The organism is Flavobacterium sp. DG1-102-2 (genome assembly GCF_033042555.1).
Lineage (GTDB): Bacteria > Bacteroidota > Bacteroidia > Flavobacteriales > Flavobacteriaceae > Flavobacterium.
Genome location: NZ_JAWLIK010000002.1, coordinates 117,804 through 139,448 on the forward strand (window position 1 = coordinate 117,804; position 21,645 = coordinate 139,448).

Sequence of the window (21,645 nt, forward strand, 5' to 3'; positions counted from 1 at the left end):
ACTAAGAAATCCCATTACACGATGGGATTTCTTTTTTACCTTTGGCAGATATGGAAAGCGGAATGTATAAATCGTATACGGTAGAAGAAGCACAGCGCAAGCTGGAGCATTACTGTGCCTACCAGGAACGCTGCCATGACGAGGTTATACAAAAGCTGAAAAGCCTGAACATGATTCCGCAGGCAATTGATGCCATAGTCGTGCACCTGCTAGACCATAATTTTTTGAACGAAGAGCGTTTTGCCTGCAGTTTTGCGCGCGGAAAATTCAGGATCAAGCAGTGGGGACGCCGCAGAATTACTAACGAGCTCAAAGCCCGCAATATCTCCAAATACAATATTGACCGCGCCATGAAAGAAATTCCGCAGGGCGAATATCTTGAAACTTTTTATGTGATTGCCGATAAACAGTGGGAAACTGTCAGAGAATCAAACCTGTTCAAAAAAAAGAGAAAGGTTATGGACTTCTTGTTGCGAAAAGGTTATGAAAGTAATCTCGTACAGGAAAAAATCAGCAGTTTTTTATAAATAAAAATGTTTAAAACGAAAATAAAACTGCTAAATTTTTGTTAATTTGGCCGTACCTGTCCCCAACAGTTTTTATTGATTAACGCCTGTGATGCTATGGTACGAAAATTACACCTTACACTCTTTTTTGTAGCTGCATTATCTTTTGGCCAGGAGAAAAATTATGATTTTAAAGCCGCAGAGATTAATGCACGAAAACTACTCAACTCGAACCCTGACAAAGCCTTAGCTATAATTAAGAAAACGCTCACGCAACCAGATGTGCACGACAGCGTATATGGAAAGACCTATAATCTTTATGGCATATACTATGGTATGGCCGGTAAGCCCGATTCTACCATTTTTTACACAAAAAAGTCATTAACCTACCTTATAGACTATCCTGCACTCAGGGTGAAGAGCCTGATGAACCTTGCCATAGGCTATAGAAACAAGGGAGCATATGGTACATCTATTAAACTGCTTAACGAAGCGATAGCAATACAAAAAAAACTAAAGAACAATGCAGGGCTTGCTACCGCTTATGGCGAACAGGCCTCTAACTATAGCAATATTACCGATTATAATAAGGCCGTAGACTACCTGCTTAAGGCTATACCCCTGTTTCATCCTCAAAAAAACAGGAAAGACCTTTATATAGTTAAGCAAAAACTGGCGGGTACTTATCTTGTAAAAGAAAATTATGCGTTTGCCATAGATCTCTACCGTGAATGCCTGCCTGAATTTAAAAAGGCAGGACTGCTTCAGAATTATTACCTTACCCTTATAAACCTGGGCGATGCCCTAACCCATACAAGTCAGTATGACGATGCCGCAAAGACACTGGACGAGGCAAAAGCCGGACTGATTACCTATGGCGATAAAGAGCTTATAGGTATCTGTATTTTTAAAATAGCAGAACTCGAAGCAAAACAAGGCCGCAAGGCTATAGCAATAGCCACTTATGATAATGCCCTAATCAGTCTTCGCGAAGCAGGATCGGTTAAAATTATAGGCATTTCCGGCACTTACATAGATTTTTTAAACAGACAAAATGAACATCAAAAAGCGCTTAGTGTTATAAGCACTATAGAGGCAGGCAAAAAGTTTAGGGATGCAAACAGACAGGATCAGCTTGCTTATCAAAATGCCATTGCAGAAACGTATAAAGCCACACACAATGATAAGGAGGCCATAAAAGCGTACCAAAATACTATTGTTATTATGGACTCTATTGCTGCCGCACATAAAAATGTGGCAGTGGAAGAAATACAGGCAAAGTTTCAGACCCAGCTGCAACGCGAAAAAAATCTTGCGCTCGAGGCGAATAACAGGATACTGCAAAACGAGATGAAGATCGAGAAGAGGCTTATCTATCTGTACATCTTTATAAGCTTTGCTATTATAGTGCTTATTTCGCTTTTTCTGAGAGGTTATTGGCTAAAGAACAAACTTCAGAAAGAAGAGCTTAAAGCCATTGAAGCCGAAAAAATACTTATACAGCAGCAACATGAGTATGAGCAGGGACTCACAAACTCCCAAAAAGAGATTATCGAAGAGAAACAGCGGGAGCTTACTTCTACTGCCCTGCGTATGGCCAACTATCAGGATAACATTACAACCATTATAGAAAAATGCAACAGTAACAACAGCCTCAATATAAACGACATTAAAAAAGAGCTTCAGCTGCTTATGAAGCAAAAAGACTACTGGAAACAGTTTGAAACCCGTTTTAATGCGCTGCACCCTGAGTTTGGAACTGTACTTAATTCAAAATTCCCCAAGCTTACCAAGAATGACATAGAGTTTTGCTCGCTACTTAAGCTGAACCTTTCTAACAAGGAGATTGCTTCGCTGCTGCAGATATCGCACGAAAGTGCCATTACAAAAAAGTACAGGATAAAAAAGAAAATGGAGATTAACGATGATGCCGAATTTGAAAAACTTCTTATGGAAATATAACACTATGAGAAAACATCTTTACATATTATTGTTCTTTTGCCTGCCTCTACTAACTGCACATGCACAGGAAGGTGCATTTAATTACAAAACTGTAGAAGCAAAAATTAAGAAGTACATCTTCTCACAGCCTGACAGCGTAAAGTACTATATTAAATATTCGTTGGCACAAAAAGCGCTGCCGGACAGTATAAAAGGATCTGTATATAATATATATGGCATCTATTACCGAAATATTGGTAACGTAGATTCTTCTATATATTATTACAAAAAGTCGCTGGCGGTATTAAAGAATCACCCGCAGGTAAGAACGATGCCTTTAATGAACATAGCCATTGCCTACAGGAACAAGGGAGATTATGATGCGTCATTTCAAACCCTCGACGAGGCACTGGAAATTAGCAAAAAGCTGGGTCTCAAATCTAACCAGGTCATGATATACAGCAACATGTCGTCTAACTATCAATATAAGCTGGAATATGATAAGGCCATAGAATACCTTCAAAAAGCAATAAGCATCATCAAGAACAAAGACGATAAATCGGCACTTACAAACCTTAACCAGAAGCTGGCAAACATATACATGAAAATGCGCAATTTTATTTTTGCAAAAGATCTGTATCTGGACTGCCTTGCACAGTTTAAGGCGAGAAACGACAATGTAAACCACTCCCTTACCCTAATCAATTATGCAGAGTGCATTATTCACTTAGATGAGGTAGACAACGCTAAACGTGCACTTAGAGAAGCAATAGAACAGCTTAAGGTCATAAAAAACACAGAACATCTTGCTATTGCCTATTCTAAACTCGCGCTGCTTGCCGCTTATGAAAAGCAGTACGATACCGCTTATAAGAACTATACAGCGTCATTCAGCATATTATTAAATGCTAATTCGCTAAATCTTGTACCGGTAGCTTCAGAGTTTATAGAATACCTCAATAAGCAAAAAAAGTACGAAGAGGCATTAAAAATAGTTGAAACAACAAAGAAAGCCCCAATCTTTGTAAGCATAAATTCGGTAGATAAGGTACGCTTTGATCTGGCAGCTGCCGAAACCTACAAGAACACCAATCAGGAGGATAAGGCGATTACCGGACTGGAAAACGCCTTAAAACTCAAAGATTCTGTAACACGTATACATAATAATACCAATGTAAATGAGCTTCAGGGGGAGCTGCAAAAACAGCTGCAGCACGAGAAAAATCTTAGGCTGAATGCTAAAAACAGGTTATTGCAGAAAGAAAAAGAAGCTAAAAATAAACTAACATATCTTTATGTTTTTGCCAGCGTATTTTTAATTATAATTGTGCTATTGTTCTTACGTAGTTTTTGGCTCAGATCGCTCCTGCAAAAAGAGGCCCTCAAAAATCTCAATACAGAGAAAAATTTAATGCAGCAACAGCAGGAGTTTGAGCACGAATTTGTAATAAGCCAAAAGGAAGTGATAAAGGAAAAACAACGCGAGCTGACATCCTGGGCACTAAAAATGGCCGATTACCAAAACAACGTAAATGACATTATTGAAAAATGTGATAATGGTGCGTTTAATACAACCACCGAATTAAAAAAAGATTTAAAAATGCTGATACGGCAGGAAGAATACTGGAAACAGTTTGAAACCCGTTTTAACAGCCTGCACCCGGAATTTGGATATATATTAGGTACCCGTTTTGCTAATCTTACTAAAAACGATGTTGAATTTTGTTCTTTGCTTAAGCTTAACCTCTCTAACAAAGAAATCGCATCGCTTTTACAGATATCGCATGAGAGCGTGATTACCCGAAAGTACCGGATAAAAAAGAAAATGGAAATTAATAATGATGCTGATTTCGAAAAATTGCTTCTTGAAATGTAACCTGCAACTACTTTTTAGTATAATAATGCTTCTGTTGGTGAATGGGGCACCTGCTCAGCAAAAAAATTGCAGCTACAAAAATTTTTGGCTAAAAGCAGACTATAATAACCTGAAGCATGCCCAAAAGGAAAGAGACAGGTATGTACCAATCCTTAAATCTAAAGGTTCGCATGATACCGTTTATGCAAAAGCATTTAACGTTACCGGACTGTATTATGATTTTGCAGGCCAGCAGGATTCGGCAATTTTTTATTTTAAGAAATCGATACAATATCTTAAGAAGTATCCTGAAAAGCAAATTGCCCCGATGATCAATATTGCTACAGAATTTAATATTATGGGCAGTTTTGACACCTCATTAAAATGGAGCAGTAAGGCATTATCTGTTAACAAAAAACATGGCAGTGATATTTTAAGGGCACATATTTATCACTCAATGGCAGCTTCTTACCTTTATAAAGGCGACATAGAAAAAGCTACAGCCAACGTTCTCCTTGGCATAAAAATACTTGAACGGCTTGACGACCGCTGCTACCTTGGGTTATTTAAAGTTACCCTTGCAGGAACGTATCTGCAAAGCAACAATTACAAATTTGCTTCAGACCTGCTTGAAGAATACCTTAAGCAGAATAAAAATAATAAGGAAAATAAGGTTTATGCCATTGCGACAATAAATTATACCGAAAACCTTATTGCACTTGGGCAGGAAAACAAGGCGTATGATTTGTTATTAGATGTCATTAAACATGTAGAACAATCTGGCGACAAGGAACTGGAGGCCGTACTTTATGCAAAAATTGCCAATATTGAAAACCTGCGCGGAAACATCTCAAGGGCGTTAGTTTATTTTGAAAGGGCGTATATTTTGCTATCAGAGAAAAAGTCAAAGTATTCCATGCTTATCTTTAGCAACTATATTGGTGTGCTCAATGAGGTTAAGCAGTATGAAAAGGCAATAAAGATAATTAACGATTTCAGGCATTCTCCTGCATACGTTAAGAGTTATACGCATGAACGCTTTGAATTTGAACGGGCAATTGCCGAAATATATTCCAAAACAGGCAACTGGCAGGAAAGCTCAAACTCCTATAAAAGGGCAATGATACTTAGCGATACCCTGAGGATGCTGGAAAACGGAAGAAATACAAATGCGTTGCAGGCAGAATTCCAGACAGAATTTCAAAGGGAGAATAACCTCAAACTTGCATCACATAATCAGTCGCTGCAAAAAAAGGTACAGACAGAACAGCGGCTTATGCTTATGTATATCCTTTCAAGCATTGGAATCATAATTATAATTTCTATGTTCCTGCGCGCCTACCTGCTAAGGAACAGGCTGCAAAAAGAAGCGTTAAAAGCTGTAGAAAGCCGTAAGAATCGTTTAGAGCAGCAGCATATCCTTGAACAGGAACTCAGCAATTCGCAAAAACAGGTTATAGAAGAAAAACAGCGAGAAGCAACATCCATGGCATTGCAGATGGCCAATTACTACGACAACCTAAATTCGATACTGGAGAAATTAAACGACAATACATTTACTAAACTTACTGATGTAAAAAAGGAGCTGCAGCACCTTACCCGCCAAAAAGATTATTGGAAAGAATTTGAGGTGCGCTTTAATAATGCAAACCCAAATTTTGAAAGTAAACTAATGGCTGCTTATCCTGTACTTACAAAAAATGATATCCAGTTTTGTTCTCTTTTAAAGCTTAATCTATCCTACAAAGAGATTGCTTCACTACTTCAGATTTCATACGAAAGCGCGGTTACAAAAAAGTACCGCATTAAGAAAAAACTTGATATAAATGACGATGCAGAATTTGAAAAACTGCTATCTGATTTTTAAATTTTTCGGGGATAAAACTACGGCACACCGGATCATAAACGAGAGTCGGAAAAAGTGGGCTTTAAACTGACTTGTCTATGTATTTCATCTATTAAATTTATCTTTAATCCATAATAAGTTGTTTTTCAGTATTTTAAAAAAAGGTCAAAATACCATTGTCTATACTTTGTCTATTAAATATTTGTTAATGTTTACGTTTTTTGCCGTTACTTTGTAAAAGAAATAAGCCGGCAGCCTTACAATTTTTACAGCCGTGCAAAAGCAACTAAAAAATACTAACGCTAAACTTAAAGTTGAACACAGATATACCAAATTAATTTACTTTACTGCCATGAACGCCCCCTTTATGGCAGTATACTTTTTCTGAATTTTTGATAATATAGAACTTGCCCCCGTTTTATATTATTGAAACCCGATCCAATAGCAGAGTAGAATCTGATTGAAATTTTGTAGATGGTTTTTTGCCCCCAAGAAGCTATTTATTACACACCTTACTGAACCTAAAATTTTAGAGAGCTTAAACCACTCCTATTCTTTTGCCCTGATTTAATAAACAAGTTATTCCCCCCATGACTACTTTATTTTCTGAGCAAAGTATGACTGCCAAAAGGCTGTTATATTTTCTTTTCCTATTGCCTTTAATCTGCCTTTCTCAGGAAACGGCTGCCTTTTCGTACTGTGACGCTTCTACAACGTGGAACGGTACAGCATGGAGCAACGGTGAGCCCGACCAGACAAAAGATGCTGTTTTTACTGCAGACTACATTGTTAGCGGCGCATTATTTTATGCCTGCTCGGTTGTAATACAGGGTAATGCCCACGTTACTTTTACGCAAAACAGCAACGCAGTTATTACCCATAATGTACACGTACAGGCTAACGGCACGCTTACTTTTGAAAGCGGCAGTAACCTTGTACAAACACTTGCTACACAAAATACCGGCACGGTAACCATCAAAAGAAATTCGTCGCTTATAAAAAAGGATGCCATGACATTATGGTCGTCTCCGGTAAGCGGACAGAATCTTCTTGACTTTTCGCCAGAAACATCTACTAACCGATTTTATACGTTCAATACGCCGAACAACATCTATACGATGGTGGCGCCGGCTGCTACAAACTTTGAAACTGCCAAGAGTTACCTTATCCGTACAGAAGAAGACCATCCGTTGACACCTGCTATTTGGGAAGGATCTTTTGAAGGCATCCCAAACACGGGGGATATTGTTAAGCCGCTCGTATATGGATCGCCTAATTTTGCTTACAACGCAGTAGGAAATCCCTATCCGTCGCCGATAAACATCTACAAGTTCCTTGAAGCAAACGAGGATGCTATTGACGGAACAATATGGTTATGGAGAAAAACAGATGATCCATCAAAGTCAAGCTACGCTGTAGTTACAAAATTGGGCTATCAGTCTAACACAATTCCTGATACAGCCAATTATACGCTTCAGGACCCTTTTGAACTTCACGAAGACGGGATCTTAAATACAGGACAGGGATTTATCGTAAAGGCAAATACCAACACAAACCTAGTATTTAACAACGACATGCGTGAAGCTGTAAGTACTGCAAACTTCTTTAAGCCCGGACAGTCAAAAGACAATGCCGGTGCAGATGGTATCGCAGCAAGCCGCTTCTGGATTAACGTAACTGCTCAAAATGTATTCAGCCAGGTACTTATTGGCTATACGGCTGAAGCCACTACAGGATATGATAATGGCCTTGACGGCGAATCTATCATGGATGGCACGGTAACTCTTTATGCAAAAATAGAAGGCCGAAAACTGGCTATTGAGGCACGCCCTGAATTTGAAGTATCAGACGTTATTGTCTTAGGATTTAAGGCAGGCGCCGCAGGAACATATCAGTTTAACCTGGACCATATGGATGGTTTATTCTCTGAAGGACAAAACATATTCCTAAGAGATAAACTAAACGGAACAATTACAAATCTTAAAGAAGGCAGCTATATTTTTACCACAGATGCCGGAACTTTTGATAGCCGCTTTGAAATACTATATAGCGAAACGCTTGGACTGCCTTCTGTACAAAAAGAACAGGTTATAATATACAGCAATGCAAAGCAGCTTACAATAGAGGCACCTGAAGAAATATACAGTATTCAGATTTATGACGTTACAGGCAGGCTTATTTACAGCCAGGCAAATATTGCAGCTCAGCAATTTACCTCTGCACTAATAAATACTACAGAACCCGTAATTGTAAAAATTGCATTTACAAACGGCGCAATGGTTACAAAAAAGACAATCATACAGTAAACCTGTTAAGATACCGCCCAAAAGGGCCAACCGCAGCTGCGGTCGTACAGCAATTATAATTGAGTAAGGTCTTTTATAATTATTTAGTAAATTTTTTAGTTGGATGGCTCCGTTGACTCATACTCATCGGAGCCTTGTTTTTTAATAATTTCTTGAATATAAGGAATTAAAAATGCCAACAAATCTACTTTTCCTTATGCATACATATAATTTTTAACAAAAAATTAAAATATCATATTATCATATAAGCACAGAGTGCTACATTATTATGAATATATAAGAGTAATGCCTTTGTAAACATATTTAAAATATAAATAAAAACCATTAGGCGTGAATTATTGACAAAAGCATACTAAAGCTCCACACAAACCGTTATATATCAATATATTTGCAAAAAGTTTGTTGTCTGTTTTAATCTATATATTTATAAATTAAATAATAATATACTATAAATAGTAAAGATAGTTATGGGCTTGTCTCATAATGTTTTAGTAATTTTTTAGTTGGATGTGGAATCCCGGGGTAGTAGCCGGGATTCCTTTTTTTATATATTCAAGATTTTAATGGGATAAGCTTAATTGTATGTAAGCATAACTTTAATATAATATTATAATTACAAGGTTTTATAATCGCTAATTTTGATAAGGAATATCTTAAAATTTAACACCTTACTGCGAATATGGAAACCTTACGCGTACCAAACTACATAAAAACAGTATATATCGCGCTTTTAATCATTATTATAGTTTTTGCTATGATAATAGGCAAAAAGCTGCTTGTACCGCTTTTGATATCGGGCTATATAGCAATGCTGCTTACATCAGCCTGTAATGCGTTAGAGCGACGAAAGATTCCGCGTTCTGTAAGTGCTGCAGTTTGCTTGTTAGCATTTATAGCGGTTATTGGGATTGTCCTGTTTTTTATCTATAGCCAGATAAATGGCTTTATGGATGACCTGGGCGGAGGACTCTCTGAAAAGATAAATTCATTTGCCATAGAAATTAATAAATGGTGTGCGAGCAACCTGGGCATGGATCTTGGCATGTCGCGCGGTTTCGAGATGAAAAAGGCTGTTGCTATCGTTCAGCCTGAAAATGGGTCGCCTACACAGCTTATCTTTAAAACCATAAGTACCTTATCTGATATCATTTTGCTGCCTGTTTTTATCTTCTTCCTGCTTATTTACCGTGATCACCTGGCCATATTCATCACAAAGGTATTCAGTAAACAGGACGACGGCTTTCTGCTTGACAAGCTTACATCTATACGCAAGATCGTTCACGCTTATATAATGGGTGCAGGCAAAGTAATGATGATACTTGCGGTAATAAATACGGGGGTACTTTTTGCATTAGGTATTAAGCACGCGATATTTTTTGGCGTATTGGCAGGCATGCTTAATATCATACCCTACCTGGGGCCTACATTAGGCGCCATACTACCTTTCACGTTTGCATTGATGACCAAGGACAATCTTTTTTATCCTTTCGCTGTCGTGGTAGCCTTCACGCTAATTCAGCTCTTAGAGGGCGGATTTTTAACCCCAAAGATTACAGGAAGCAATGTAAACCTAAATGCACTGGTAACTTTTATCGGGCTGCTCGTAGGCGGCGCCATTTGGGGTGTAACCGGCATGATACTTATAATACCATCTTTGGCCATACTTAAGCAGTTGTTTGAATTGAGTCCGGACACCCAGCCCTACGCTTACCTTTTTGGCGAGGAAGACAACAACTGGTTCAAAAAACGCGAACGAAAAACACAAAAAGCAATGGAGGCGAAAGCAAAAGATAAGGAAGCCGATGTAAAAGTAAAAAAGATCATGAAAAAGGACGATTAGTCAGCGGCATAGTACTCACATTTTTATATCGTCAGTTTTTAATCCAATACATTGATTAAAAACTGACGATATTTTTTTGCCTAAATTTTCTTAACCTCTGCAAAACACCCAATATTTACTGTGCTTATCATAATCTTCAATCCTGAATTGAAACATAAAAACTGACGATATATTCTTGGATACATACATACTTAGGAACCTGTACACACGCAGGTAAAACCACATTTCCATATCTCAAAACAAAAAATTAATTATTGAATTTTAAATATTAATTATTGTTTTTCGATAATTTATATATATTTATAGTAACCAAAATATATAACCATGAAACAACTATCCCTCTTAAAAGACCTCACACAAATACTCTTCGTCTTATCGCTTATTGTAATGTTCTTTCTCGTACCCTTGTGGCTGCTCACTTTTGTAATGCCGGAAACTATTCCATTTAAAATCAACGGAGAAACAGCCGCCAACCTTCCCACAACTGCAAAACTGCTTGCGGGGCTTCTGATAGGAGGGATTTCATTGTTTATCTATGCGCTTTATATCTTTAAAGAAACGCTGGGGTTGTTCCGCAAAAAAAGGATATTCAGTCCTGATGTTATTAAAAACTTCAGGCTTACAGGGAGAAGCATCTTAGTTGGATTCGTCCTCATAGCGGGTGGTTCTATGTTATTGAGCATTTCTCGCAACACATTAAGTATCGACTTTAATTTTATAGCAGAATCCATCTTTGTCATCTGTTTGGGACTGTTCTTTTTTGTCCTTGCAGAGGTTTTCCAGATGGCAAAAAACATTAAAGAAGAAAACGACTTAACCGTATAATATCATGAAACAAAAAGACAGGCTAACTTCAAGGCTTTTTATAATAGCAACAATCGCATTTTACGGTGCCCTTTTATTTTCAGGTTACATTATATTCTGTGATATATTTATTAAACCTACTGACAGTGTAATGATAACGCCTAATCATAATTACGGATACTCAGTTCCTGTCAGCCTACAACTCAACAAACCTGGCGACAGCACTCTCGTTTATAAAAGCAACTACAACAGGGGAAGCGGGCAAATATCAACAGGCAAAAGCTATCCTGATACATGGCACAATGAGTTTTACAGGAAATTTAATGATAGTACTTTAGATAAAACGCTTACTGTAGACTCACTTACCATTTTCAACGATCATTTTAACAAAATAAATTCTGAGTTTAGTGACATAAAAATAGTTAACGCCGAAGGCTTTGTTGTGCTCAACCCAAAAGATTATGGTTTAAAAATACTCCTGTCTCTTAAAAACTACATACTCCTTTTCGTAACAATTTATGTATTATGGTTCACCCGTTCTTTCTTTAAAAAACTTAACCTGCAATTTTCTTTTAACAGTGCATCTTCGCGTAAGCTGTGGGTAATTGGCAATGCAATATTATCTTACCAGATTCTCAACTGGATACTGTGCATTATTATAAAGCAATATTACACACGTATTGTTATAGACACCTTTGCCACCAACGGCCATAAATCAAAGTTATATACCCTGTACCCGGAAACAGAATTCAGCCTTGGTCTTGTTCTCCTTGCATTATCACTAATCGTAATAAGTAAGTTGTTTAGCCTTGGCTACAACTTGCAACAAGAAAACGACTTAACCGTATAATATCATGAAACATCATATAAATATCGTGATTATAGCCTTACGGGTGATACTGTTTGCGGCAGCCGTGATGTGCTTTATCAATTTGATAAAGACTTACGAATTCTTTTTTACTACAGATATAGATAAGCTCTACAGCTATTTTGATAACCATTTCACCCCAATTGACGCGGTAACTCTTAACAATAGGAAATTATTGAGTGCGTCTCATATTACTAACCTAAAATGGGTCGCTATTGGATTTACTTTGTGCTACACAGCACTCCTCATGTATGGAATGTCAGGAATAGTGCGGTTTTACAAATGCCTTCTCAAAATAGAAAAGAATCAGATATTTTACCATGAGCAGGGTGCCCAGTTCAGGAAAGTGGGCGCGACAGTAATAATTTTTGCCAAAGTTAAGTACGTTTTATTTTGCTTTGCAGGCATACTAAGTTATTTTGACATCTCACAATTTTTTAAGCAAATACCGATGTTATTGTCATTATACCTTATCGGCAAACTAATACTAATCATGTCGTACATGGCAGAAAGGGGCGAATTTATAAAGGAAGAAAACGACTTAACCGTATAATACCATGAAGCATCATTTAAACATCATTATACTGGCACTTCGTGCTGCTATAACTTTTGCAACAGGCATGGTCCTTTATTATTTTGGAACGGCTTACAGGCTGATTACACAAAATGACCCTGCCTTACTTAAAGGCATTTTTGCCAATTATTTCACTCCGCTTTACCATAACACTATTGATGGCAATAGGATATGGTTAGGAACGGCTTTTTGCATTGCTTATGGGCTACTGCTTATTTATATTATTATAGGCATAACATGTTTTTACAGGTGCTTGTTACGCATTGAAAAAGGAAAAATGTTCTACCATACCCAGGGTAACCAATTTCGCAGGGCAGGCAGCACATTCATTATTTTTGCTAAAGTAAAATATGTATTGTTTGTTGCTACAGGAACGCTTTTGTATTTTGACGTAAAAATATTCTTTACAGAAATCCCAGCTTTCCTCGCACTATATCTTATCGGCAAACTGATTCTTGTAATGTCGCACATGGCCGAAAAAGGAGAATTCATTAAGGAAGAAAACGAACTAACCATATAACTATGCCTATAATCATAAATCTTGATGTAATGCTGGCCAAACGGAAGATGCGCTCTAACGAACTGGCAGAGAAAGTAGGCATAACCACAGCCAACCTATCTATACTTAAAACCGGTAAGGCGAAAGCCATCCGGTTTTCGACGTTAGAAACCATCTGCGAGGTGCTGGACTGCCAGCCCGGCGATATTATGGAGTATATTAAAGATGAAGCTAATAAATTGTAATGAAGCTAAAAACACTACATCTCTTACCCCTCACACTATTACTTATAAGCTGTGATCCCCCTCACTATATAAACTTTATCAATACAACTAAAGAAAATACCAAGGTGAAAATTAATCTACAAAGCAATCCTTGGGAACCTGCTTTTACCAAATTTGCCATCGGCGACTCCATTGTCTTTAACCTCACAACAAAAGATACCGCTACCATAAATTTCGGGATAGGAACCTGGAGTGATGAAGGAATAAAGGAAGTGGTTAAAGACATCAAAAGCGTGGAGATAGAAACAAGCGAAATCAAAACTATCTACAAAACTCATGAAAGTATAGAAAAACTGCTGATTGAAAATAAAAAGGGAATGATTGGCGGATGGGAAACAGAGATACGAATAGAAATAGAATAATTTTTTTCCGCGATATTATGGAGTATACAAAAACAAGAACCGAATAAGCTATGATATTACTATTTCTATTGGCTTATGTGCTGCTTGCATTTTTTGCTATAGTAGCTGTTTTTGAAAAAAATCTCAAATTGCATATCATTGTTATAACGGTTATGTATCTGTATTATGCCTACCTGTGGTACGAACGGCTATTTTCGTCACACGATATCAGACCGGCATGGATAGGGTTTTCGCTATACATAAATACAATTTTTACAGCACCCTTTTATATAATATTCCATCTTCTTGCCATTTACAAATCCCGGCACATGAAAAATAAGGCGATTGTCTCCATTAATATTGCAGGGCTTCTTCTTTGCATCATACATTTAGCAAAGGTCTTCGGATAAATCATTTAAGTTAAACTAATATTATCTTTTTACTTTATCCTTATATATTTCTACCCATTTAAAATCATTAGGCACAGTAGCATCAAGCATATCTACATCAAGTCCGGTTGCAATGCGCAATGCGACTTCGTAAGCAGCTTCTCTTTCGTTATATTGGGTAATTATAGTATGCTTGTTATTGGTGTACCAAAGATTAACATCATACAAATGAAATGTTTCCTCTTTATCTTATCCTGCTGAAGACAACTGCCTGAAGACAGACAAGTATTCAATATCCTTTATCCGTTTCCACCTGCCGATTCTAAAGAACCATATTTCATCTGTACGCTTCATCATCCTGCGGCTTATATCAAAATATATATGGCTTTCATAGGTACATATCAAAATCTGTGTAAAGGCAAGATGAACAAATAGTACAAGCCCAATCGCTGTGCGATTCCGCTCATCCGCTATTATATCATACAAGGGTGTTAACAGAAACAAAGTGACAGGATAAGAATGCCAAGCCAAAATACACCCAATAGCCGCGACCGCGAAGTTACTTTACGCTCAACAACACATATACTATTTTTATCTTTGAATTGCATACTGCAATAATACCAAAAAAAGCCCTATCTCACTTACGCGGATAGGGCTTTCAATTTAATATTTCGTGGAGGATTAACCTACCAGGATAATAATTCTGTTGTCTTTAAGCTCCAGTGTACCTGATGTTATTGGCAAAAGGAATTTCTGGTCTTTGTCTGACTTCATGAACTTCTCTGAAAACTCAGTATTGGTCTTAAAATCAGGCACTGCGATCTTGATGCTGCCTTCGGTTAATATTGAAACAATATTAGCGTGGTTGTTCAACATCTGGAATTCTCCATCCACTCCCGGAACAGTTACCGATGTAACCCCTCCTTTAAACAAATGGCCTTCCGGCGATACTATTTCTAATAATAACATACTTTTTAGTTATTGTAGTTGTCGGTTGTCGGTTGTCGGAAGCTTCTGGCAACCATCACCTATCAACCATCAACCAATTACGCTTCAGCTAACATTTTTTGTCCTGCCTCGATAACGTCTTCAATGGTTCCTTTAAGGTTGAAAGCCGCTTCCGGAAGGTGGTCAAGCTCACCGTCAAGGATCATGTTGAATCCTTTAATAGTGTCTTTAATGTCTACCAATACCCCAGGGATACCTGTAAACTGCTCTGCTACGTGGAAAGGCTGAGAAAGGAAACGCTGAACACGACGGGCGCGTGATACAGATAGTTTATCTTCTTCTGAAAGCTCTTCCATACCAAGAATCGCGATGATATCCTGAAGCTGTTTGTATTTTTGAAGGATCTCTTTAACCCTTTGTGTACAGTTATAGTGCTCATCACCTAAGATTTGCGGAGTAAGGATCCTTGAAGTTGAATCAAGAGGGTCTACCGCAGGGTAGATACCAAGCTCAGCAATTTTACGTGAAAGTACCGTTGTTGCATCAAGGTGGGCAAACGTTGTTGCCGGTGCCGGGTCAGTTAAGTCATCCGCAGGTACATATACCGCCTGAACTGAAGTAATAGATCCTTTTTTAGTAGAGGTAATACGCTCCTGCATGGCACCCATCTCTGTAGCAAGTGTAGGCTGGTAACCTACCGCAGATGGCATACGGCCAAGAAGTGCCGATACCTCAGAACCTGCCTGTGTAAAACGGAAGATGTTGTCTACGAAGAAAAGAACGTCTTTTCCTTGTGCCTCACCTGCTCCGTCACGGAAGTACTCAGCGATAGTAAGACCTGAAAGTGCAACACGTGCACGTGCTCCAGGCGGCTCATTCATCTGACCAAATACGAATGTAGCTTTAGACTGGCGCATACCAGGCTTGTCTACTTTAGAAAGGTCCCAACCACCATTCTCCATAGAATGCATAAAGTCATCACCATACTTGATGATACCAGACTCAAGCATCTCACGAAGAAGGTCATTTCCTTCACGTGTTCTTTCACCTACTCCTGCGAATACAGAAAGACCACCGTGACCTTTTGCGATATTGTTGATCAACTCCTGGATCAATACCGTTTTACCTACACCTGCACCACCAAATAATCCAATTTTACCACCTTTTGCATAAGGCTCGATAAGGTCGATTACTTTGATACCTGTAAATAAAACTTCTGATGAAGTTGATAGATCTTCAAATTTTGGAGCCGAACGGTGAATTGGTAAACCATTAGCACCTTCTTTAGGCAAATCGCCAAGGCCGTCAATAGCATCTCCAATAACATTGAACAAACGTCCGTAAACGTCAGCACCAATTGGCATCTGGATAGGAGCACCTGTACCGATAACCTCCTGGCCTCTGCTCATACCGTCAGTTGAGTCCATCGAGATAGTACGAACAGTGTCTTCACCTACGTGAGACTGTACTTCAAGGATTAATTTTGTACCATCTTTTTTAGTGATCTCTAATGAATCATAGATCTTTGGAAGTGCAGCGTTTTGTGTGTTAAACACCACGTCTACTACTGGCCCGATGATCTGTGCAACTTTTCCTATTACTTTAGACATTGCTTATGTATTTATTAAACAGCTATTTACGTTTTGCGAAAAAACCTATTTTTTCCGAGTGCAAAGATAGTTTTTTATCTCTGAATTATGCAACACCCAAAATGCATTTTTTTCAATAAAAAACAGGATTTTTGAAAATACGCGCCAGATTATCATCAGAAAGTTAACTGCATTGCTGAATTCGTATACCTGATGTATTGGCAAATACAAATTTATGCTTTAGGATAAAAACATGACTGCAGCATTTCAAAAAGTTCAGGGTGTTTGTTTTTTAATAAATCTGGACGCTCAAAAAAATATTCCGATACAACAGCAAAAAATTCTGCCTGGCTTGTGCCTCCATATTTTCGTATATCCGATTCATCATCATTTATCTCCTCCATGCTTTTATGCATCAGGTTTACCCATGGAATAACATACTGATGCCCCAGCAAATCTTCAGGAATACCATCTGTAGACCCGTCCATTTTATCGATTAGATGAACAAATTCGTGAATTCCTGTATTGCTTTTATCGGTGGTATTATCAAAACCCTGACGTAATGCCCTCCTGCTTAATATCATTTTTCTTTCAAACCTCCCGCTTCCAACCAGTCCGCCTATGTTGCGATCCTTATCTGTATCAGCAAACTGCATATCCTCATCAAAATAATCCGGATACAGCAAAACACCAGTCAGGTTAAAGTAATGCCATTCGGTAAACCCAAAAACCGGTATTACCGCACTACAGGCTATCAGTAGTTTGTCAAGATCTGTAATTTCAGTTTCAACGCCGTCAATATATGTTTCTCCTAAAAATTGCAGGATACGCTTCCTGAATTCGGGTTGCTTTTCTTTAGGCAGGTTACGGTAAAAACGTACATGCTCTTGCAAAAGGCCTTCCCATTCTGCCGGAAAAATCTTCGCCGTTTCAGGCCTTGATTTATAGTAAAAATAGAAACCGGCAAGCACTGCCGCTATAAGAAAGATAAGAAAATACATGCTTGATTATTTGTAGCTAAAGATAAGAAGGAAATCAGTTAATAAAAATGATTACTCTACCGTAACCGATTCATCCAGATTATTTTTAATTATTACCAAAGATATTCCTCTTGTATCCGATTTGTTTTTAAACTGTACCAACCTGCCGAGATATTTTTCTTTTTTTGATTTCCTCCGTTCTAATACTGCAAACTCATAAAAATCTCTTTCCCCCCTTCCCCACGAATTGCTTTTAAAAAAAATAGTATCCCCTTTCATTCTGTACGTTCCTGTTTTCTCGGCAATCCCAAAACATACTTCCCTATTTTTAAATGTGTTATTTTGCCTTAACTTTAAAGTTGTCATACAGTTAGCAACACCTTCGCTTTCGGCAATAAGAACAATGTCACTTTCAATTTTTTCGAAATCCACAATTCCCTTTGGAAAGAAAAAAGCCGAAGTCAAAACAGTTGTCATCAACCCAATAAAAAGAAGCCGCTGCCTATTCTGCAATCTTTCCTTTATTGCAAAATAAGTCTGACCAAGTAATGAAATAGCCAAAACTATAAAATAAATAACCATTAGCAGAAGAGTAATTATTGCAAACCCTCCCATCACACCTTCCCAATAATATGTTGTGTTTACCAAAACAAAGAAAATCAACGATGCTATTATTAGATTTCTATATTTACCCATAAAATTGCTATAGATTCGTTATATCCTCAATCCAACTAATCTGTAATATTAAATAAACATACAAAAAAACCTTTAAGAGTTTTCTTAAAGGTTTAAAATCCTATCTTTTACTGGCTATCTACATACATTCTTGTTCTATCAGGAGGTATATTAACAATGCCACAGCCGTCAACGAGCCACTTACCGTTCTCGTTAACGAGTTTCAATGTCAGTGTAAACTCTTTCCATTTTTTACCCCTTACCACAACATACCCGGTTTTTTCATCTAACGATTCCAACTCAAATCCCTCTTCAGGATAATCCTGCGCATCAAATATTGGGTCGGCATCCAGCCCTAATTCAGGGTCCTCTTTAAAAGCCTCATCAACCATCGTTTTAAGTTCGCGCTTTAATCTGTTGGTAGCTAAAGGACTTGCGGCAACCCATTCAACAACACCTTTTGAGTTCTTTTCTTTGTTGCAGTCTTCAACATAACCGTTGATAAAATTCAACGCTGTAGTCGCATAAAGCTCACCGGGCGAATCTGATGTTGCTTTTACATCGACATTCTCCTTCACTACCATGGAAGAATCAGTACCGGTCGCGGTATCAACACTTTCATTCTGCTTATTCCCCTGGCAACCAAAAATTACTGCACATAGCGCAGCTAAACCTATAAAATTTCTCATATGTTTTTCTAACGCGATATTATTCAGCGCTAAATTTCACTATAAATGTTTTAGACTTCGTTGGCGGAGTTGTATCAATACCCTGGCCATAGCTTCCCATCTTCAGTATCTGCGAATACAGTTCAGATATCCCCTGTTCAGCGCCCGGTTTTCCCTGTTTAACTTCTATTATCCTACCCGGTTTTAAGCCTGAATTCGCACCTATAACAGCCGCCATTGTTTTGGCCCTGTCTAAAATTCTCTTGATAAGCACTTCATCTGCTTTCTGTTCATCGGCGTATTTTAGGATACTCACCGAAGCTGTCACTTCTTTCTTTGGCTCAATAAGTTCTTTAAGCGTCTGTAATTCGGTTTTACTGTTAGCTATCACAGTAAAACCTGTTTGGTCATACCTTCTTTTTCCGAAAGCATCCGTACCGGATTCATCAAGCGGCAGCACCTTGAACTTTTTTGATTCCAGCATTTTTTTAAAGCCTTCAATCTTATTTTTTATTTTTTCTTCAGCCGCTAAAGGATCATAATTGTCATAGGCGCTGTTATCCGGAGTGGCCGTGGCCGTACCATCAATATCAACAGGAGTTGCTTCAACAACCATATCGTAGTCGTATGTATCTACATAAAGATTGCACTTATAGCTAAGCGGCGTGAGCGAAATTGTATCGGTTACTTCCACTTCAATAAATTTGTTTTGGGCAAAAGTGCCGACAGCTAGAAATAGAACGGCAAAAAGGATTGATTTCTTCATTAGTGATGGTTGGATTAATGTTTATTTGAATTACCGGGCAAACGTAGGAAATATCCGAAAACAAAAAAAGCAGTTAAGAAATTCTTAACTGCTTTTAATTATGGAATACAAATTCAATTACTCTACAGTAACCGATTTTGCAAGATTTCTTGGCTGATCTACATTACATTGCCTCATTACCGCAATGTGGTAAGAAAGCAATTGTAACGGAATCGTAGTCAATAACGGCGATAAAGCATCTGACGTTGCTGGGATCTCAATAACATGGTCTGCTAAAGCCTTAACCTGTGTATCTCCTTTTGTAACTACAGCGATTATTTTTCCGCTTCTTGATTTTATCTCTTGTATGTTGCTCACAATTTTGTCATAGTGCTCCTGCTGCGGTGCGATGATGAATACCGGCATAGACTCATCTATAAGGGCAATAGGCCCGTGTTTCATTTCTGCTGCAGGATAACCCTCTGCGTGGATATATGATATCTCTTTAAGCTTTAATGCTCCTTCAAGCGCTACAGGGAAGTTGTATCCCCTGCCCAGGTAAAGTGCATTAGGCGCATCTTTATAAACAGCAGCAATAGCCTGAGCTACATCGTTTGTTTCAAGCGCTTCCTGAACTTTTTCAGGAATAAGCTCAAGCTCCTGCAGGTATCTGTGGAAGTCTGAGTTATTCATTGTGCCTTTAGCCTGCGCCAGGCGAAGCGCGATAAGCGTAAGTACTGTAATTTGTGTAGTAAATGCTTTTGTAGATGCAACTCCAATTTCTGGGCCTGCATGGGTATAAGCACCGGCATGCGTTTCGCGGGAGATTGAAGAACCTACTACGTTACATACACCAAATACAAATGCGCCTTGTTCTTTAGCAAGCTTAATTGCTGCAAGGGTGTCAGCCGTTTCACCAGATTGTGAAATTGCTATAACCACATCTGATTTGCGTATGATAGGATTTCTGTACCTGAATTCAGATGCATACTCTACCTCTACAGGTATACGTGCAAACTCTTCAAAGATATACTCAGCCACGAGGCCGGCATGCCATGAAGTACCGCAGGCAATGATAAGTATCCTGTCGGCATTTACAAACTTCTGAAGGTTATCTTCAATACCCGCCATTTTAATAAGTCCCTGGTTAGCAATAAGCCTTCCGCGGTACGTATCTTTTATAACACTTGGCTGCTCATAGATCTCTTTAAGCATAAAGTGGTCGTAACCGCCTTTTTCTATCTGCTCAAGGTTCATCTGCAGCTCCTGAATATAAGGATCTACCAGAGAGTCATCTTTAATTTTTCTTATTTTAAGCGCTTTATCAAGCCTTATGATCGCCATCTCCTCGTCTTCAAGATAAATAGCATTTGAAGTATACTCGATAAATGGTGAAGCATCAGATGCGATAAAGAACTCATCTTTACCTACGCCAATTGCCAACGGGCTGCCTAAACGTGCCGCAACGATTTCATTAGGTTTCTTTTTGTCAAAAACTGCGATTGCATAAGCACCTACTACCTGGTTAAGTGCTACCTGAACAGCTTTTCCAAGTTTTAGGTTATCGTTCTTCTGAACTTCCTCTATAAGGTTCACAAGGACCTCTGTATCGGTGTCAGAATGAAAAACATATCCTCTTTTTATAAGCTCCTTTTTAAGCGGCTCATAATTTTCTATAATACCGTTATGCACTATTACAAGCTCGCCCGAGTTAGAGACATGCGGGTGAGAATTCACGTCGTTAGGCACACCATGTGTAGCCCAGCGCGTATGGCCTATACCTATAGAACCATTTAACGATATTTCTTTTTCTGCCCTTGCTTCAAGGTCAGAAACTTTTCCTTTAGTTTTAGAAAGTTTCAGATCATTACCGTCATACAAAACAACTCCGGCACTATCATACCCTCTGTATTCAAGCCTTCTAAGCCCTTTGATAATAATCGGATAAGCCTCACGGCTTCCTATATAACCTACAATTCCGCACATA

The 21,645-nt window shown here is 38.3% G+C and carries 20 protein-coding genes; 12 read left to right on the forward strand and 8 right to left on the reverse strand.

Going from position 1 to position 21,645, the window contains the following annotated elements:
- The first annotated feature begins 50 nt into the window (after window positions 1–50).
- From R1T16_RS03820 to R1T16_RS03875, 12 genes are all read left to right on the forward strand, one after another.
- Window positions 51–527, forward strand: coding sequence for a regulatory protein RecX (locus tag R1T16_RS03820; RefSeq protein ID WP_317499750.1), 477 nt, complete (start codon window positions 51–53; stop codon window positions 525–527).
- 96 nt (window positions 528–623) lie between these two features.
- Window positions 624–2,468: a tetratricopeptide repeat protein gene (locus tag R1T16_RS03825; RefSeq protein ID WP_317499751.1), complete on the forward strand. Its 1,845-nt coding sequence runs from the start codon at window positions 624–626 to the stop codon at window positions 2,466–2,468.
- Between the two features lie 4 nt (window positions 2,469–2,472).
- Window positions 2,473–4,323, forward strand: coding sequence for a tetratricopeptide repeat protein (locus R1T16_RS03830; RefSeq protein ID WP_317499752.1), 1,851 nt, complete (start codon window positions 2,473–2,475; stop codon window positions 4,321–4,323).
- Window positions 4,324–4,348: 25 nt separating this feature from the next.
- Window positions 4,349–6,169: a hypothetical protein gene (locus tag R1T16_RS03835; protein WP_317499753.1), complete on the forward strand. Its 1,821-nt coding sequence runs from the start codon at window positions 4,349–4,351 to the stop codon at window positions 6,167–6,169.
- 569 nt (window positions 6,170–6,738) lie between these two features.
- Entirely contained in the window at window positions 6,739–8,454 is a 1,716-nt protein-coding gene (locus R1T16_RS03840) for a hypothetical protein (RefSeq protein WP_317499754.1), read from the forward strand.
- 679 nt (window positions 8,455–9,133) lie between these two features.
- Entirely contained in the window at window positions 9,134–10,294 is a 1,161-nt protein-coding gene (locus R1T16_RS03845; RefSeq protein WP_317499755.1) for an AI-2E family transporter, read from the forward strand.
- 324 nt (window positions 10,295–10,618) lie between these two features.
- Entirely contained in the window at window positions 10,619–11,119 is a 501-nt protein-coding gene (locus tag R1T16_RS03850; protein WP_317499756.1) for a DUF2975 domain-containing protein, read from the forward strand.
- Window positions 11,120–11,123: 4 nt separating this feature from the next.
- Entirely contained in the window at window positions 11,124–11,948 is an 825-nt protein-coding gene (locus R1T16_RS03855) for a DUF2975 domain-containing protein (protein ID WP_317499757.1), read from the forward strand.
- Between the two features lie 4 nt (window positions 11,949–11,952).
- Window positions 11,953–12,519 carry a DUF2975 domain-containing protein gene (locus R1T16_RS03860; RefSeq protein ID WP_317499758.1) on the forward strand — a complete coding sequence of 189 codons (567 nt, stop codon included), beginning with the start codon at window positions 11,953–11,955 and terminating at the stop codon, window positions 12,517–12,519.
- A gap of 4 nt (window positions 12,520–12,523) precedes the next feature.
- Complete coding sequence (locus R1T16_RS03865; RefSeq protein WP_317499759.1) at window positions 12,524–13,060, forward strand: DUF2975 domain-containing protein; 537 nt, start codon at window positions 12,524–12,526, stop codon at window positions 13,058–13,060.
- Window positions 13,061–13,062: 2 nt separating this feature from the next.
- Window positions 13,063–13,284 (forward strand): helix-turn-helix transcriptional regulator, encoded by a 222-nt coding sequence (locus R1T16_RS03870; RefSeq protein WP_317499760.1) that lies wholly within the window; start codon window positions 13,063–13,065, stop codon window positions 13,282–13,284.
- A gap of 104 nt (window positions 13,285–13,388) precedes the next feature.
- Window positions 13,389–13,685 (forward strand): hypothetical protein, encoded by a 297-nt coding sequence (locus R1T16_RS03875; RefSeq protein WP_317499761.1) that lies wholly within the window; start codon window positions 13,389–13,391, stop codon window positions 13,683–13,685.
- Between the two features lie 410 nt (window positions 13,686–14,095).
- Here R1T16_RS03875 and R1T16_RS03880 read toward each other — a convergent pair whose 3' ends face one another.
- The 8 genes from R1T16_RS03880 to glmS form a co-directional block, all read right to left on the reverse strand.
- Window positions 14,096–14,281: a hypothetical protein gene (locus R1T16_RS03880; protein ID WP_317499762.1), complete on the reverse strand. Its 186-nt coding sequence runs from the start codon at window positions 14,279–14,281 to the stop codon at window positions 14,096–14,098.
- Between the two features lie 453 nt (window positions 14,282–14,734).
- Window positions 14,735–15,022 carry a F0F1 ATP synthase subunit epsilon gene (locus R1T16_RS03885; protein ID WP_317499763.1) on the reverse strand — a complete coding sequence of 96 codons (288 nt, stop codon included), beginning with the start codon at window positions 15,020–15,022 and terminating at the stop codon, window positions 14,735–14,737.
- A 77-nt stretch (window positions 15,023–15,099) separates the two neighbouring features.
- Window positions 15,100–16,611 (reverse strand): F0F1 ATP synthase subunit beta, encoded by a 1,512-nt coding sequence (gene atpD / locus R1T16_RS03890; protein WP_317499764.1) that lies wholly within the window; start codon window positions 16,609–16,611, stop codon window positions 15,100–15,102.
- A gap of 212 nt (window positions 16,612–16,823) precedes the next feature.
- The gene (locus tag R1T16_RS03895; RefSeq protein ID WP_317499765.1) at window positions 16,824–17,591 is read right to left on the reverse strand and encodes a zinc-dependent peptidase; all 768 of its coding nucleotides are present in this window, start codon (window positions 17,589–17,591) and stop codon (window positions 16,824–16,826) included.
- Between the two features lie 51 nt (window positions 17,592–17,642).
- Window positions 17,643–18,266 (reverse strand): hypothetical protein, encoded by a 624-nt coding sequence (locus R1T16_RS03900; RefSeq protein WP_317499766.1) that lies wholly within the window; start codon window positions 18,264–18,266, stop codon window positions 17,643–17,645.
- A gap of 107 nt (window positions 18,267–18,373) precedes the next feature.
- On the reverse strand, window positions 18,374–18,934 hold the full coding sequence (locus R1T16_RS03905) for a DUF3828 domain-containing protein (RefSeq protein WP_317499767.1): 561 nt from the start codon (window positions 18,932–18,934) through the stop codon (window positions 18,374–18,376).
- Window positions 18,935–18,953: 19 nt separating this feature from the next.
- Window positions 18,954–19,679, reverse strand: a complete 726-nt coding sequence (locus R1T16_RS03910; RefSeq protein WP_317499768.1) for a hypothetical protein — start codon at window positions 19,677–19,679, stop codon at window positions 18,954–18,956.
- A gap of 117 nt (window positions 19,680–19,796) precedes the next feature.
- Window positions 19,797–21,644, reverse strand: coding sequence for a glutamine--fructose-6-phosphate transaminase (isomerizing) (glmS, locus tag R1T16_RS03915; protein WP_317499769.1), 1,848 nt, complete (start codon window positions 21,642–21,644; stop codon window positions 19,797–19,799).
- Window position 21,645: the final 1 nt, after the last annotated feature.

Bases quoted from the DNA above. Each gene is read 5' to 3' on its own strand.
- R1T16_RS03820 (WP_317499750.1), top strand. From the start codon at position 51: ATGGAAAGCGGAATGTATAAATCGTATACGGTAGAAGAAGCACAGCGC.
- glmS (WP_317499769.1), bottom strand. From the start codon at position 21,644: ATGTGCGGAATTGTAGGTTATATAGGAAGCCGTGAGGCTTATCCGATT.
- R1T16_RS03840 (WP_317499754.1), top strand. From the start codon at position 6,739: ATGACTACTTTATTTTCTGAGCAAAGTATGACTGCCAAAAGGCTGTTA.
- atpD (WP_317499764.1), bottom strand. From the start codon at position 16,611: ATGTCTAAAGTAATAGGAAAAGTTGCACAGATCATCGGGCCAGTAGTA.
- R1T16_RS03905 (WP_317499767.1), bottom strand. From the start codon at position 18,934: ATGAGAAATTTTATAGGTTTAGCTGCGCTATGTGCAGTAATTTTTGGT.
- R1T16_RS03835 (WP_317499753.1), top strand. From the start codon at position 4,349: ATGCTTCTGTTGGTGAATGGGGCACCTGCTCAGCAAAAAAATTGCAGC.
- R1T16_RS03850 (WP_317499756.1), top strand. From the start codon at position 10,619: ATGAAACAACTATCCCTCTTAAAAGACCTCACACAAATACTCTTCGTC.
- R1T16_RS03900 (WP_317499766.1), bottom strand. From the start codon at position 18,266: ATGGGTAAATATAGAAATCTAATAATAGCATCGTTGATTTTCTTTGTT.
- R1T16_RS03885 (WP_317499763.1), bottom strand. From the start codon at position 15,022: ATGTTATTATTAGAAATAGTATCGCCGGAAGGCCATTTGTTTAAAGGA.
- R1T16_RS03830 (WP_317499752.1), top strand. From the start codon at position 2,473: ATGAGAAAACATCTTTACATATTATTGTTCTTTTGCCTGCCTCTACTA.
- R1T16_RS03870 (WP_317499760.1), top strand. From the start codon at position 13,063: ATGCCTATAATCATAAATCTTGATGTAATGCTGGCCAAACGGAAGATG.
- R1T16_RS03895 (WP_317499765.1), bottom strand. From the start codon at position 17,591: ATGTATTTTCTTATCTTTCTTATAGCGGCAGTGCTTGCCGGTTTCTAT.
- R1T16_RS03865 (WP_317499759.1), top strand. From the start codon at position 12,524: ATGAAGCATCATTTAAACATCATTATACTGGCACTTCGTGCTGCTATA.
- R1T16_RS03860 (WP_317499758.1), top strand. From the start codon at position 11,953: ATGAAACATCATATAAATATCGTGATTATAGCCTTACGGGTGATACTG.
- R1T16_RS03910 (WP_317499768.1), bottom strand. From the start codon at position 19,679: ATGAAGAAATCAATCCTTTTTGCCGTTCTATTTCTAGCTGTCGGCACT.
- R1T16_RS03845 (WP_317499755.1), top strand. From the start codon at position 9,134: ATGGAAACCTTACGCGTACCAAACTACATAAAAACAGTATATATCGCG.
- R1T16_RS03825 (WP_317499751.1), top strand. From the start codon at position 624: ATGGTACGAAAATTACACCTTACACTCTTTTTTGTAGCTGCATTATCT.
- R1T16_RS03855 (WP_317499757.1), top strand. From the start codon at position 11,124: ATGAAACAAAAAGACAGGCTAACTTCAAGGCTTTTTATAATAGCAACA.